We start from the raw sequence: 12,933 nt of genomic DNA on the forward strand, positions 1-12,933 counted from the left end.
CGTCCGAGCTAGAACGTCAGCGCCGACACGACGCGCACTCTCTGCGCGGGGTCGATCTTCTGCACGCCGAGCGCCACGACCTTCTCGCCCTCGTCGACGCCCGAGGTGATCAGCACGTCCTTGCTGTCATAGGCCTTCACCTTCACCGGCTTCAGCGTCACCTCGCCCTTGTCGTTCACCACGTAGAGCGACGGCTCGCGGCCCTCGCTGAACAGCGCCGACAGCGGCAGCCGCGCGACGCGGGTGGTGGCGGGATCGGCGAGCGTCAAGGTCGCGGTCATGCCGAGCGAGACGGCCTCGCCGGCGTCCGGCAGCGAGAATTTGGCGAGATAGGTGCGCGTGGCGGGATCGGCGGCCGGCGCGATCTCGCGCAGCTTGGCCGCATATTTCTTGTCGGCGTCCGACCACAGCGTGACGTAGGCGCTGCCGGTCTTGGCGCGTTCGAGCAGCGTCTCCGGGATCGCGACCACCGCCTCCTTCTCGGCGAAGCGCGCGACCCGGATCGCGGCCTGGCCGGCGGCAACCACCACGCCCGGCTCGATCATGCTCGCGGTGACCACGCCGCGCGCATCCGCAACCAGCGTCGCGTAGGACAGCGAGTTGCGGGTCAGTTCGACCGAGCGTTCGGCACGGTTGAGCCGTGCCCTCGCCTCGTCGGCGGACGCCCTGGCCTGGTCCATCTGGGCATCCGTGGTCCAGCCCTTGGCCCGCAGCTCCTTGGCGCGGGTCTCGGCGGCGGACGCCTGCGCCAGCACGCCGGTGGCAGCGCGGAATTCGGCTTCAGCCTGCTCGGCCTGGAGCTTCAGGTCGACCTCGTCGAGCGTGGCCAGCGGCTGGCCGACATCGACAGTCTGGCCGACCTCGACCAGGCGCTTGGCGACCTTGCCGGCGACGCGGAAGCCGATATCGGCCTCGATGCGCGGCCGGATGGTGCCGACGAAGCTGCGTTCGGGGGTCTCGGCCTCGTAATGCACGGGCGCGACCAGCACCGGCCTGACAGGCTCGGCCTTCTGGGCGACGGTTTCATTGCACCCGGCCAGGGCGACGGCCATGGTGGCCAGCGCAAGACCGGTCAACAGCTTGGAATAGCTCGCGAAAATCAGGCGGATCAACATGGGGCACCCTCGCTGCAGTTGCGAGCAAGTGTCGAATGTTGAGTGACGATTGTCAATATTCGTCAGTGATCATGACTTCGTGAACATCTGGACACGTTGCCGCAGGTGCTCAGTCCATCGGCAGGCAGCCTGTCGGGGACTCACGTCATTCCGGGGCGACCGCGCCAGCGGTCGAACCCGGAATCCCGAGGTGGTTGGCACGATCCTCATCATCTCGAGATTCCGGGTTCGGTCGCTGCGCGACCGCCCCGGAATGACGTGGCTGATGCAGCCTCTCAACGAACGTCCGCACGGCCGCCGCGGATCGCACCCGCCTCACCCCGCGGAGCGCACGTGCCCTTGCTGGGGCAACGACAACAAAGAGCCCGGTCGAGACCGGGCCCTTCGTCGCACTCAGCCGATGGGCGGTTTCAGGTCTGCAATCGTCAGCCGATTGTGCGGTCGCTATTCCGCCGGCGCCTGGCCTGCGAATTCGACCTTGCTCTCATGGCCGCCGAAGAACACCAGCAGCCCGGCGATCAGCGGCAGCACCGACAATGCGAGCAGGCCATGGGTGGTGGAGCCGGTGGTGTCCTTGATCCAGCCGACCAGATAGGGGCCGCCGAAACCGGCGAGATTGCCGATCGAATTGATCAGCGCGATGGCGCCGGCGGCGGCCGTGCCCGACAGCCACGCCGTGGGCAAGGTCCAGAACACGCCGAACACGCAGAACACGCCGATCGCGGCAACCGTCAGCGCGACCATGGTGAGCGTGGGATCGCCGATCATGCTCGAGGCGGCCAGCGCCACCGCGATCAGGATCAGTGGCGCACCGACGTGCACGACGCGCTCGCGCGTCGCATCCGAATGCCGCGCCCACAGGATCATCGCCACGGTGCCGAACGCATAGGGAATCGCGGTGACGAAGCCGGTCTGCACATTGGTCAGTCCGAACGCCTTGACGATCTGCGGCAGCCAGAACTGCATGCCGTAGAGCGCGCCGACGAAGCCGAAATAGATCAGGCTGAGCACGATCACCTTGGGCGACGACAGCGCCTCGCCGAGCGTCATGTGTCCGGCGGCCTGCTTCGCCGCCGTCTCGGCCTCGAGCCTTGCCGCGAGCCAGGCCTTCTGCTCCGCCGACAGCCAGGTTGCATGTTCGGGCCGGTCGGTCAGGTAGAACCAGGTGACCACGCCGAGGATGACCGAGGGGATGCCCTCGATGATGAACAGCCACTGCCAGCCCTGCAGTCCCATCAAGCCGTGCATGCCGAGCAGCAGGCCCGACACAGGCGCGCCGATCACGGTCGAAATCGGCACGGCAACCGCGAAGGCGGCGAGGAAGCGCGCGCGATACTGCGCGGGATACCAGTAAGTGAGATAGAGGATGATGCCCGGGAAGAATCCGGCCTCGGCGACGCCGAGCAGGAAGCGCAGCGTGTAGAAGCTCCACGGGCCCGAGACCAGCGCCATCAGCGCCGAGATGATGCCCCAGGTCACCATGATGCGCGCGATCCAGCGGCTGGCGCCGAACTTCTCCAGCGCCAGATTGCTCGGCACCTCGAAGATGAAATAGCCAATGAAGAAGATGCCGGCGCCCCAGGCGAACACCAGCGGCGAGAACTTCAGCTCGGCGTTCATGGTCAGCGCGGCGAAGCCGAGATTGACGCGATCCAGATACGAGAAGAAATAGGCCAGCACCAGGAAGGGAATCAGCCGCCAGGAGATGGCGCGGATGGTCGCGGCCTCGATGTCGGAGCGGCCAGGCGCGGCCGGGGTGGTGGCGGACGGACTCATCGATCTCCTCCCGGGAGCATTGCAGACATTGGTAGTTGATGGGCGGTGTTGAGCATCGGTCGTGGCAAGTCAATCGGAAAACCTGAAACCCCACAGCCCGTCGGCGCATCGCGGGGGCGCGGCACGCGCATGACGCTCTCGTCACCCGGGATGCTCGCCCGCGCTGACAGGCGCCGCCGCGCAGCACGAGCGCTCGCGACGGCGCTGATCGTGATCGCGCTCGGGCTTGGCCTGCGTTTCCACGGTCCCGGCCTCGGCCTTCCCGCCTTGATCGTCAAGTATGGCGGCTCCGTGCTCTGGGCGACGATGGTCTATATGCTGCTCGTCGCGCTGCTGCCGCGAATGGCGGTGGGGCAGATCGCCGGCCTCGCGCTCGCCATCGCCGCCATCGTCGAAGCCTTCAGGCTGATCCACACGCCCTGGCTCGACAGCTTTCGCCTGACGCTGGCGGGCGCGCTGCTGCTCGGCCGCATCTTCTCACTGTGGAACATTGCCGCCTATGTGGTCGGCATCCTCATCGGCGTCTGGATCGACCGGATCGCGATGCGGCCGGCTTCGGCATAGGCTTGCCCCGGGCAAGCTACGACATCGCGCGAGAGCTCAGCCCGACGCGGTACAGACGCGGCTGAAGAAGGCGTCCAGCTCCTCGGCCAGAACGGCAGGCTGCTCTTCCGGAATATAGTGGCCGCACGAGGAGATGGTGATGCCCTCCACTTGATCAGCGACCTCCCTGAGCGGCGCGGCCATGTCCACGATCGATCCCTGGTCGGCGCCAACGGCCAGCACCGGCGGCTTCAGCCTGCCCCTGGCTTTCAGTTCGCGGTTCTGAAGCGCTGACAGTGCGGCGGCACGATAATAGGCGAGCCCGGCGCGCAAGCCGCCGGCCTTGGTCAGCACGCGGGCATATTCGTCGAGATCGCATTCGGAGAACGCTTCTGGACTGGCCCCCTTCCGCCGCAGGAACCAGGCGAGATAGTCGCGTTCGCGGCCATGGATCAGCATCTCCGGGAGATCCGCGACGGCGTGGAACGCGAAGTGCCAGGTGCGCCACGCGCGGTCTGGCGCGAACGGCAACGCCTCGGGCAAGGTGACGCCGGGAATTCCTGCATCGAGCAGGGCCAGGCTGCGCACCTCGGCTTCAAACAAGGCCGCATAGGGATAGGCCACCCACGCGCCGATATCGTGGCCCACCAGATGATAGCTGGTGAGGCCGAGCTGCTGCAGCAGGCGATGCACCGCCGTGGCCAGGGCCTGCGTGTCGTAGCCGTCGGCTGGCCGGTCCGAGTCACCCTGTCCTGGGAAATCGACGGCAATGACCCGATACCGCGACCCGAGCAGCGGCATGACCTTGCGCCAGGCAAACCAGCTTTCGGGAAAGCCGGCGAGCAGCACCACGACATCGCCAGCCGGCGGACCACCGCTGACATAGTGCAGCCGGACGCCGTCGACGGTTTCGAAGCGATGGGTGAATCCCGGCAGCGACGGCTCGGCGCGACTGAACGGCTCCGCCGCGACCAGCCGCGGCGGAGTTTTGGCAGGGATGGCGTTCATCAACTCGGGCATTGATCATTCTCCTATTATAGAACAAACGTTTCCTATTTTGGCACGACATCATGCGAGCAACGCCGCGGCCTGATTTGCGACGCTCATCATCTCGCTCCTTGCACGCCCCGTCTTGCCAACCACCCGCAGCCCTTGGATCACGCAGAAGAGCGCGCCCGCGACGGCTTCCGGGTCGAGCGCCGGCCGGATCGATCCGTCGGCCTGTCCCAACTTGATCAGGTCGCGCAACAAGGTCTCAACCCGGCGCAACGCCCCCCGGACCTTGGCGGCAGCCTCCGCATTCAAGGTAGCGAGCTCGGTCGCGCTGGTGACGACGAGGCAGCCGCGCCGGCCTTCGCTGTCGCTGGCGGATTCCGCGTAGAACTGCAGCAAGGCCTTGAGCTTGTCGCGTCCGCTGTGGTGTGAATCGAGGCAGTCGCGAACCTGCCGGTCGCGGCGCGCGATGTAGTGATCGAGCGTCGCCAGAAAGATCGCGTGCTTGTCCGCGAAGGCCTTGTAGAGGCTTCCGGTGGTGAGCTTCATGGCAGCGCGCAATTCGGCCAGCGACGCGCCGTGGTAGCCGCGCTCGCTGAAGACCACCAGGGCCCTGTTCAGGGCGGTGTCCATATCGAACTCGCGCGGCCGACCAGGGCCGCGGCGCTCGGACGAATTCGTTTGTGACCGCGTCATTCCTCCTTTTAGGAAACATTCGTTTCCAAATCAAGAGCTCGAACGATTCTCCGGCGGAAAGGTCAGTCTCCAAGTTGAAACCGCTGGAACCGCTGCAATTCGTCCTCGATCCGCCGCTTCAACGTCTTGCGCTGATCGCCCCGCGCGGCCTTGCCCTGGCCGACCCAGCTCCATTTCTGCATCAGGAGCTTGCCGTTCTGGCGGTCGGTCTTGAGGTCGAGCGCGGCGACGATCTCGTCCCCGACCAGGACGGGCAGCGCGAAATAGCCGAACAGGCGCTTGTCCTTCGGGACATAGGCTTCGAAGCGATGATCGTAGTCGAAGATCGCCTGCGTCCGCTTGCGCTGGATGATCAGCGGATCGAACGGCGACAGAATGTGCACGCGCGCCGGATCGATTTCAGCCGGCTCGTCCAACGCTGCTGGCGTCGCCCAGTGCTCCTGCTTGCCGGCGCCCTCCACCGTCACCGGCAGCAGTTCGCCGCGCTGGACCCTGGCATCGATGACCCGGCGCACCGCGGCCTTGCTTGGCGCATTGAGATGGCAGAGCGAATCGAGGCTGACGACGCCTTGCGCGCGCAAGCCGCGGTCGAGCAGATAGGCTGCGATCTCGCGATCGTTGGCGCCCTTCGGCAGCCGTTCCCAGCCGAAATGCCGGGTGGTGAGGTCGTAGGTCTTGAGCATGCCGTCGCGGCCCGACACCGTCAGCACGCCCTCGTAGAAGCCGAGTTGCAGCGCGCGCTTCGACGGCTTGCGGCTGGCCCAGGCGTGGTCCTTCTCGCGCAGCACGTCGTCGTCGATGTCGCGGATCGTCAGCGCGCCGCCTTGGCGGATCAGCCGCATGACCTTGCGCGTATCCTCCGGCTTCACGGTCGTGAGCCAGCGATGGCCCTCGCGGCGGTGGCGGCGCATCGCCGGCACGAAGTAGCGGAAATCCTGCACCGGAATATAGGACAGCGCGTGGGTCCAATATTCGAACACGGTCTTGTCCGCGCTCTGCGCCTGCCTGAGATCGGCGCGGCGATAGGCGGGAATGCGGCTGAACAGGATGTGGTGGTGGCAGCGCTCGATGACGTTGATGGTGTCGATCTGCACATAGCCGAGATGGGCGATGGCGGCGGCGACCGCCTCGGGGCCCGCGCCGAACGGCGCGTCGGCATCGAGCCGCTGCGCGCGCAGCCAGATGCGGCGCGCCTGCGGCTTGGAGAGCGGGATGGGCGTGGAAACGGCGGGCATGCCGCGCAATGGTGCGAGATTCGCCCCCGCTCCCGCAACGGCGAATCAGGCCGACGGGATCCCCTTGCGGAACCTCAAGGCTTGGACTTGTCCGGAATGCTGCCGGTGGCGATCTCGGCCTTGCAGCTGGCGCGGCCGGGATCGGGCGCACGGCATTTGTAGATGCGGCCGGTCAGGCGGTCGACCAGCCAGGCCGTATCCTCGGAGGGACTTTCCAGGCCGACATAGCGGTTGCCGACAGCCGTGAACAGCGTCGACAGCAGGATCGATGCGGCAATGATCCCTGCTCCAATCAGCGTCGACATGGAACCGGACGATCCCGCCTGATCCTGGCTGCTCGCCCGATGGGACTGATAGTCGCGCCTGTGCGATGGGTTGAACACGGCTCTGCTTTTCTGTTCGCGTTTCTTGACTACGAATCCACTCGCCGTTCGCGTCCCTTAGGTTTGCGATTTTTTCCTGGCGAGCGCTATCCGGTAGAACCGCATCTGGCCGATTTGTTGTTCGCGGACCGGCCAGCTGCCGATCGCTTTGCGGCAGCGCGCGGCGCGTCCCGCGGACCGCTCGCTTCGCCCCTCGAGGGCCGCCCGGCCCGACAACGTGACGTCGATCACATTGGACGCTTTGAACCCGTTCTATCGTTCACGCATCCAATGGCCATAGGGCATGACGACCCGAGGATAACGACGATGACCCCATATTTTGGACGTTTTGCAGTTCAGGCGGCGGCGTTCTCCGCGATGCTGGCGATCGGCGCAGGCACCGCTCTCGCCGGCGAGGCCGTGTCGGCCGACAAGATCCTCAACGCGCTGAAGCCGAAGGCCGTGACGCGCGGCATCTCGATCGGACCGCAGGCGAACCCGCAGGCCGACACGGCGACGCAGGCGAAGCAAGCGGCCTTCATCGACAGCATGCGCAACCGCAAGACCCGCTCGCTGTCGCTCGGCGAGCGCGAACAGATCGCCGAGATCGCGGCGACCAAGCCCAAGATCGATCTCGAGATCCAGTTCGACTACAATTCGGCCGACATCAGCAAGGCCTCGATGCCGGCCTTGCAGGAGCTTGGCAAGGCGCTGTCCGATCCGAACCTGAAGGGCTCGACCTTCGTGGTCGCCGGCCATACCGACGGCATCGGCAGCGACGGCTTCAACCAGGATCTCTCGGAGCGCCGCGCCGACACCATCAAGCGCTATCTGGTCGAGAAGTTCGCCCTCCCCGGCCAGGACCTCGTCACGGTCGGCTACGGCAAGACCAAGCTCAAGGACGCGGCCAACCCGGCCGATCCGCTCAACCGGCGGGTCCAGGTCGTCAACATGGACACCAAAACCGCGGCGAAGTGAGCGCTCCGCCGCGCATCGCCCCGCCTGCTTACGGTCCCTGGCGGGCGGGGCGCTTTTTGTCCGCGTTCAGATCCAGCTCTGGAACAGCATCAGCCGGGTGAAGGTCTGCATCGTCGTGCCGATGAAGGCGGCGCTGATCGGCAGCATCGCGACGAAGCCCAGGATCGCGACAGCGACATAGCTCACCAGCACCCAGCGCGGCCAGCGTCGCAGCGCATGGACTAGCGCGAGGCTCGCCAGCGTCGCCGACGGCAGGTAGTAGTAGATGAAGCTTAGCGCGCGCGGCAGCAGCGCCCAGGGCAGATAGCAGCCGAGATAGAACGCCAGGATCAGGAACGCCGTCGCGCTGCGCGTCGCGATGAAATCCCGGGCGCAGATCGCGAGCGCGGCCAGCGCCGGCCACAGCACCAGCGGATTGCCGAGCAGCACCACCGCGGCGATGTCGGTGTCACCATTCTTGTCGAACAGGAACCAGACCGGACGGACCAGCAGCGGCCAGGTCGGCCACGCGCTCATATAGGTGTGGCCGGCGATCGCCGTGGTGATGCTGTCGGCGAAGATGCGCCGCTGCGCCTCGACGATACCCATGACGGACAGGCCGTGCAGCGGGACGAAGGTCGCGAGATAGCAGACCGCAGGCATCGCGACGAGGCCCAGCACGATCTGCAGCCAGCTCAGTTGCGGCCATTGCTCGGGCCGATACCAGTCGGTCGGCTCGCCATCGCCGAACGAGGTCTGCCAATGCTGCAACAGCTTGATGAGACCGACGATGAGAAGCGCCGTCAAGAGCGGAAACAGCCCGCTCCATTTGCAGGCGATCGCAAGGCCGAACAGCGCCCCCGCCAGCGCGAACACGACCTGCGGCCGGCGCTGCCTGAACGAAAACAGGAACGCCGCGATCCCGAGCAGGCTGAAGGCGAGCGCGCCGATGTCGAGCATCGCGATGCGCGCCTGGACGAACAGCATCTGGTTGAAGGCCGCGAGCAGCGCCGCCGCGATGGCGGGCCATTGCGCCGCGAACAGCGCCAGACCGCACAGATAGATCGCGGCGACGGCGAGCCCGCCGAGCACGGTACCGGGATAGCGCCATGCGAAGGCATTGTCGCCGAACGTCCTGATCGACAGCGCGATCAGCTCCTTGGCGAGCGGCGGATGCATCGGGTTGAGCTGCGGCGTTGCCGGCGCCAGTCCCAGCATCTGCCGCGCCGCCGGCACGTAATGCACCTCGTCGAAGACGAATTTCGGCGGCGCGGCGAGCCCGATCATCAGCACGACGTGCGTGATCGCGAAGATCAGCAATGCCGTCATCACACAACGGCGGACCGACAGAGCGCCATCCTGCGCAACCTCGCCGTCCTCTTCGTCGTCATCCCAGCGAGCAGCAGATACCTTCATGGGCCTCCGCGTTGAACTGATCCCACGGTGACGGCAACTAACCACCGAACGGTCATCGAGGCAAACTTGTGCCTATTTTACAACAACGCCGCGCGCCGTCTTCGGCTAGATTGAGCAAGGAACGACCTTCGGTGTGGATATGAGTCAGCGTCGCCGAACCTGTGTCGCTGCGATCTCGGCTGCCGCCCTGCTGGGCGCGGCGGGCGGGGCAAGCGCCGACGGCCGCATCGGCGAAGCCGTGCTGGTGCAGAAGGACGTGCTGCGCGTTGCAGGCGCGGCGAGCAGCCCGATCAATGTCGGCGACGGCGTCGTGCGCAACGAGACGGTGCGCACCGGCACGGACAGCGCCGCGCGGCTCGTCATGATCGACAGCACCAATCTCTCGCTCGGCGCCAACGCCACCCTGACGCTCGACCGCACCGTCTTCAACGACGAGACCAGCTATCGCGACATCGCGATCCGGCTCGGCACCGGCGCGTTCCGCTTCGTCACCGGCCATTCCGAGAAGACCGCCTACAAGATCAACACGCCGCTCGCGACCATCGGCGTGCGCGGCACCATCCTCGACATCCGCTCGCAGCGCGGCCAGACCATGGTCGTGCTGCAGGAAGGCGCGTCGCGGGTCTGCACCCTCACCTTCCAATGCCTCGAGCTGACCCAGCCCGGCGACACGGCCATCATCACCGCAACCGGCAACGGCAGGAGCACGATCAAGAAGACCAGCAATCCGTCCTGGAGCTTTGCGGCGAGCTGCGCGTCGACATCGGGCCTCTGCACGGTCACCGATCTCGCCAGCAATGCGCCGCCGCAGGACTTCACCGGCATCCTGTGCGGGCGATGACGATGAGAACGCGCCGCGGTCAGCTTGCTCTCCTGATGACGGCCATCGCCGGCGGGCTGCTCGCGCTCGCCCTGCAAGCCGCGCCGGCCGCCGCGCAGAGCACTTGCGGGGTGGACAACTTCGCGGCGGCGCCGTGCCCGACCCCGTCGCCGTCTCCGACCTCCTCGCCCACCGCGACGCCGACGCCGTCGGCCACGCCGACATCGACCGCCAGTCCGACGCCGACGCCCTCGCCCTCGAGCACGCCGACCCCGTCGCCGTCGCCCACCGGCGCGGGAAACAGCGCCAACGCGATCAACAGCCTCGCCGACCAGCGCTTCAACCAGATGATCACCAACCGCGTGCTCGGGCTGGTGCTGCTCGGCGTCAACGAGCAGGTCAACTGCAGCGACTGCGTCAGCGCGTTCGGCTCGGCCGGCTCGTTCTCGGCGGGCATCCATGGCCGCAAGCAGCTCACCAGCAATCTGGCGCTGCTCGCCGGCCTCGCCTACACGCACTACGACGAGAACGGCTATCACGTGACGTCTGCGCCGATCGGCGCCTTTGCGCTGCGCTACGACTTCGCCGACTGGGGCTCGTCGCGGCCGTTCTTCGACGTCGGCACCATCCTGACGCCCTATGAGCGCGTGCGCTACGGCCGCAGCTATGCGACGAGCCTCGGCAACGTCACGGTGGACGGCACCACCACGGCATCGAACTACGCGGTCTATGGCCGCGCCGGCTGGATCAGCCGGTTCTCGCCGCGCGACGAGCTCGCGGCCTCGGTCGAGCTGTGGCAATTGTGGCAGCACGTCGCCGGCTATCGCGATCCCACGGTGGCCTTCAACCCGTTCGACGCGACGATCGCCGGCGGCACCGACCGCACCAGCCTGGTCAAGGTCGGCGGCCAGTGGACCCACCTGTTCGGCACGAGCATCGAGGCCAACATCAATGGCGGCTACGTCCAGTCGTTCGCGACCAGCTCCGGCATCGTCGCCACCGTCACCGGCAACGGCACGGTGACGCCGACCATGGGCAACCAGGGCTGGTTCGAATATGGCGGCCGGCTCGGCTTCCGCCTGCCGCAGGGCTGGATCGCCGACCTGTTCGTCAACGGCACGCTCGGCCCGCAGCCGGTCGGCAACACCATCCACGGCGGCATCGGCCTGCGCGTCCATTACTAGCGGGCCGCCCCGGCGCAGCGGATCACCCTGCTCCGCCAAATTTTCATGATCGGCCTGCGCCCGCGTCGCCTTGACCCGCGCCCGGCGGCGGACCTATTGAATGATGATCGTCATTTCAATGCAACGGCTCGCCAGGCGCGCGGAGATCCGATGGACGTTTCCACCCAGGCAACCAGCGAGGCCCGGCGTAGCGGCACGGCAGCTCCGGAGGCGCCAGCGCCGCTTGTCACGCCGGCCCCGGCTCCGTCGCGCGCCAAGGCCGAATCGGTCCGCACGGCATTGCTCTCCGGCCCGGTGCTGCCGGCGCTGTTCCGGCTGGCGCTGCCGACCATGACCGTGCTGGTGGCGCAGACCGCGGTCAACGTCGCCGAGGCCTACTACGTCGGCTTCCTCGGCACCGATGCGCTGGCCGGCGTCGCGCTGGTGTTCCCGATCTTCATGCTGATGACGATGATGTCCAATGGCGGCATCGGCAGCGGCGTCTCCTCGGCGGTGGCGCGCGCCGTCGGCGCCGGGCACAACGCCGATGCCGATGCCATCGCGTTCCATGCGATCGTGCTGGCGGTGATCGCCGGCGGCCTGTTCACGCTCGCGACCGCCCTGCTCGGCCCGGCCCTGTACCATGCGCTCGGCGGACGCGCAGGCGCGCTGGAGGCGGCGCTGCGCTACTCCAACTATCTGTTCGCCGGCGCCATCCCGGTGTGGATCGTCAACCTGCAGGCGGCGGCGCTGCGCGGCGCCGGCAATGTGCGGGTGCCGGCGCTGGTCACCCTGGTCGGCGCGCTGGTCATGATCCCCGCCTCGCCGCTGCTGATCTTCGGCCTCGGCCCGCTGCCGGGGCTCGGCATTGCCGGCGCGGGCATCGCCTTCGGCCTGTATTACTGCGGCGCCATGCTGGTGCTGGTGCGCTATATGGCCTCCGGCCGCTCCAGCCTGCATGTGCGCGTTGCGCCGCTGCAGGCCCGGCTGTTCGCCGACATCCTGAGGGTCGGACTGCCGACCGCGCTGAACGCGGTCATGGTCAATCTCACCGTCATCCTGGTGACCGCGCTCGCCGGCCGCTTCGGCACCTCCGAGCTCGCCGCCTACGGCATCGCCTCGCGGCTCGACTACATCATGATCCCGATCCTGTTCGGACTGTGCACGGCCACCCTGACCATGGTCGGCATCAATGTCGGCGCCGGACAGCGCGGCCGTGCGCGCCGCATCGCCTGGATCAGCGCCCTGGCGGGCGCGGCGCTGGTCGGGACCATCGGCGTGATCGTGGCGCTGCATCCGCCGCTCTGGCTCGGCCTGTTCAGCCGCGACGCCGAGGTTGTGCGCGAGGGCGCGACCTATCTGCGCACCGTAGCGCCGGCCTACGCCGCGCTCGGCTTCGGCTTCGTGCTGGCTTTTGCCGGCCAAGGCGCGGGGCACGTGCTGTGGCCGTTCGTCGGCTCCGCCCTGCGCGTGCTGATCGCGGCGGGCGGCGGCTATGCCGCCATCGTCATGCTCGGCGGCGGCATGGCCTCGCTCGCCGCGATGGTCACGCTGTCGCTCGTCGCCTACGCACTCGTTTGCAGCCTCGTTCTCTCGCCCCGGATCTGGCGCTCGCGCGCTTAGCGGACACTAACCGGCAAGAGCAATTCAAACGACCTGCAACTCACAAGCGGCCACCGCCGAATACAAGCAATTCGCGCGGCTACTACCAGTGAGTGGTGCGAACAAGCACCTCTCGATGATCCGGCAAATACACTGATAACCTTCGGCTTCCGCAACGACGTCGCAGGGTTCCTTTACGGAACCGGATTCAGCATGCGGTAATGTCTGGCCGCCACTTCCTTGCAGCACGGGCTC

Annotated in this window: 12 protein-coding genes; 5 read left to right on the forward strand and 7 right to left on the reverse strand. The window is 67.1% G+C overall.

The features are described 5' to 3' along the window. Positions 1 to 8: 8 nt before the first annotated feature. Together ACQR1D_RS27260 and ACQR1D_RS27265 are read right to left on the reverse strand one after the other, a co-directional pair. Positions 9 to 1,115: an efflux RND transporter periplasmic adaptor subunit gene (locus ACQR1D_RS27260; protein ID WP_434894189.1), complete on the reverse strand. Its 1,107-nt coding sequence runs from the start codon at positions 1,113 to 1,115 to the stop codon at positions 9 to 11. A 444-nt stretch (positions 1,116 to 1,559) separates the two neighbouring features. Beyond that, positions 1,560 to 2,891, reverse strand: coding sequence for an MFS transporter (locus ACQR1D_RS27265; protein ID WP_434839112.1), 1,332 nt, complete (start codon positions 2,889 to 2,891; stop codon positions 1,560 to 1,562). Between the two features lie 129 nt (positions 2,892 to 3,020). On the opposite strand from ACQR1D_RS27265, the gene ACQR1D_RS27270 reads away from it, so the two are divergent. Continuing rightward, positions 3,021 to 3,455, forward strand: a complete 435-nt coding sequence (locus tag ACQR1D_RS27270; RefSeq protein ID WP_315802722.1) for a DUF2809 domain-containing protein — start codon at positions 3,021 to 3,023, stop codon at positions 3,453 to 3,455. Positions 3,456 to 3,491: 36 nt separating this feature from the next. Here the strand turns inward: ACQR1D_RS27270 and ACQR1D_RS27275 are convergent, their stop codons facing one another. The 4 genes from ACQR1D_RS27275 to ACQR1D_RS27290 form a co-directional block, all read right to left on the reverse strand. Next, positions 3,492 to 4,454: an alpha/beta fold hydrolase gene (locus tag ACQR1D_RS27275; RefSeq protein WP_434839113.1), complete on the reverse strand. Its 963-nt coding sequence runs from the start codon at positions 4,452 to 4,454 to the stop codon at positions 3,492 to 3,494. 48 nt (positions 4,455 to 4,502) lie between these two features. Beyond that, a complete protein-coding gene (locus ACQR1D_RS27280; RefSeq protein WP_434839114.1) occupies positions 4,503 to 5,060 on the reverse strand; it encodes a TetR/AcrR family transcriptional regulator in 558 nt (185 codons plus the stop codon). 125 nt (positions 5,061 to 5,185) lie between these two features. Continuing rightward, positions 5,186 to 6,358: a winged helix-turn-helix domain-containing protein gene (locus ACQR1D_RS27285; RefSeq protein ID WP_434839115.1), complete on the reverse strand. Its 1,173-nt coding sequence runs from the start codon at positions 6,356 to 6,358 to the stop codon at positions 5,186 to 5,188. A 74-nt stretch (positions 6,359 to 6,432) separates the two neighbouring features. Continuing rightward, positions 6,433 to 6,663, reverse strand: a complete 231-nt coding sequence (locus ACQR1D_RS27290) for a hypothetical protein (RefSeq protein ID WP_315802718.1) — start codon at positions 6,661 to 6,663, stop codon at positions 6,433 to 6,435. A gap of 384 nt (positions 6,664 to 7,047) precedes the next feature. On the opposite strand from ACQR1D_RS27290, the gene ACQR1D_RS27295 reads away from it, so the two are divergent. After that, positions 7,048 to 7,698 carry an OmpA family protein gene (locus tag ACQR1D_RS27295; RefSeq protein WP_434839116.1) on the forward strand — a complete coding sequence of 217 codons (651 nt, stop codon included), beginning with the start codon at positions 7,048 to 7,050 and terminating at the stop codon, positions 7,696 to 7,698. A 66-nt stretch (positions 7,699 to 7,764) separates the two neighbouring features. On the opposite strand, the gene ACQR1D_RS27300 is transcribed toward ACQR1D_RS27295, so the two are convergent. Further along, a complete protein-coding gene (locus tag ACQR1D_RS27300) occupies positions 7,765 to 9,093 on the reverse strand; it encodes a phospholipid carrier-dependent glycosyltransferase (RefSeq protein WP_434839117.1) in 1,329 nt (442 codons plus the stop codon). Between the two features lie 139 nt (positions 9,094 to 9,232). Here ACQR1D_RS27300 and ACQR1D_RS27305 point away from each other — a divergent pair, with 139 nt between their 5' ends. The 3 genes from ACQR1D_RS27305 (at position 9,233) to ACQR1D_RS27315 (ending at position 12,699) form a co-directional block, all read left to right on the forward strand. Then, positions 9,233 to 9,934 carry a FecR family protein gene (locus tag ACQR1D_RS27305; protein WP_434839118.1) on the forward strand — a complete coding sequence of 234 codons (702 nt, stop codon included), beginning with the start codon at positions 9,233 to 9,235 and terminating at the stop codon, positions 9,932 to 9,934. Further along, positions 9,931 to 11,097: a hypothetical protein gene (locus tag ACQR1D_RS27310; RefSeq protein WP_315802714.1), complete on the forward strand. Its 1,167-nt coding sequence runs from the start codon at positions 9,931 to 9,933 to the stop codon at positions 11,095 to 11,097. The genes ACQR1D_RS27305 and ACQR1D_RS27310 overlap by 4 nt, the downstream gene beginning before the upstream one ends. 150 nt (positions 11,098 to 11,247) lie before the next feature. Further along, positions 11,248 to 12,699: an MATE family efflux transporter gene (locus ACQR1D_RS27315; RefSeq protein WP_434839119.1), complete on the forward strand. Its 1,452-nt coding sequence runs from the start codon at positions 11,248 to 11,250 to the stop codon at positions 12,697 to 12,699. The last annotated feature ends 234 nt before the right edge of the window (positions 12,700 to 12,933 follow it).

This window comes from Bradyrhizobium sp. HKCCYLRH2047 (genome assembly GCF_051168175.1).
In the GTDB taxonomy this organism is placed as follows: Bacteria; Pseudomonadota; Alphaproteobacteria; order Rhizobiales; family Xanthobacteraceae; genus Bradyrhizobium.

Coding starts and splice junctions, on each gene's coding strand:
- ACQR1D_RS27260 (WP_434894189.1), bottom strand. CDS start 1,115: ATGTTGATCCGCCTGATTTTCGCGAGCTATTCCAAGCTGTTGACCGGT.
- ACQR1D_RS27265 (WP_434839112.1), bottom strand. CDS start 2,891: ATGAGTCCGTCCGCCACCACCCCGGCCGCGCCTGGCCGCTCCGACATC.
- ACQR1D_RS27270 (WP_315802722.1), top strand. CDS start 3,021: ATGACGCTCTCGTCACCCGGGATGCTCGCCCGCGCTGACAGGCGCCGC.
- ACQR1D_RS27275 (WP_434839113.1), bottom strand. CDS start 4,454: ATGCCCGAGTTGATGAACGCCATCCCTGCCAAAACTCCGCCGCGGCTG.
- ACQR1D_RS27280 (WP_434839114.1), bottom strand. CDS start 5,060: ATGGACACCGCCCTGAACAGGGCCCTGGTGGTCTTCAGCGAGCGCGGC.
- ACQR1D_RS27285 (WP_434839115.1), bottom strand. CDS start 6,358: ATGCCCGCCGTTTCCACGCCCATCCCGCTCTCCAAGCCGCAGGCGCGC.
- ACQR1D_RS27290 (WP_315802718.1), bottom strand. CDS start 6,663: ATGTCGACGCTGATTGGAGCAGGGATCATTGCCGCATCGATCCTGCTG.
- ACQR1D_RS27295 (WP_434839116.1), top strand. CDS start 7,048: ATGACCCCATATTTTGGACGTTTTGCAGTTCAGGCGGCGGCGTTCTCC.
- ACQR1D_RS27300 (WP_434839117.1), bottom strand. CDS start 9,093: ATGAAGGTATCTGCTGCTCGCTGGGATGACGACGAAGAGGACGGCGAG.
- ACQR1D_RS27305 (WP_434839118.1), top strand. CDS start 9,233: ATGAGTCAGCGTCGCCGAACCTGTGTCGCTGCGATCTCGGCTGCCGCC.
- ACQR1D_RS27310 (WP_315802714.1), top strand. CDS start 9,931: ATGACGATGAGAACGCGCCGCGGTCAGCTTGCTCTCCTGATGACGGCC.
- ACQR1D_RS27315 (WP_434839119.1), top strand. CDS start 11,248: ATGGACGTTTCCACCCAGGCAACCAGCGAGGCCCGGCGTAGCGGCACG.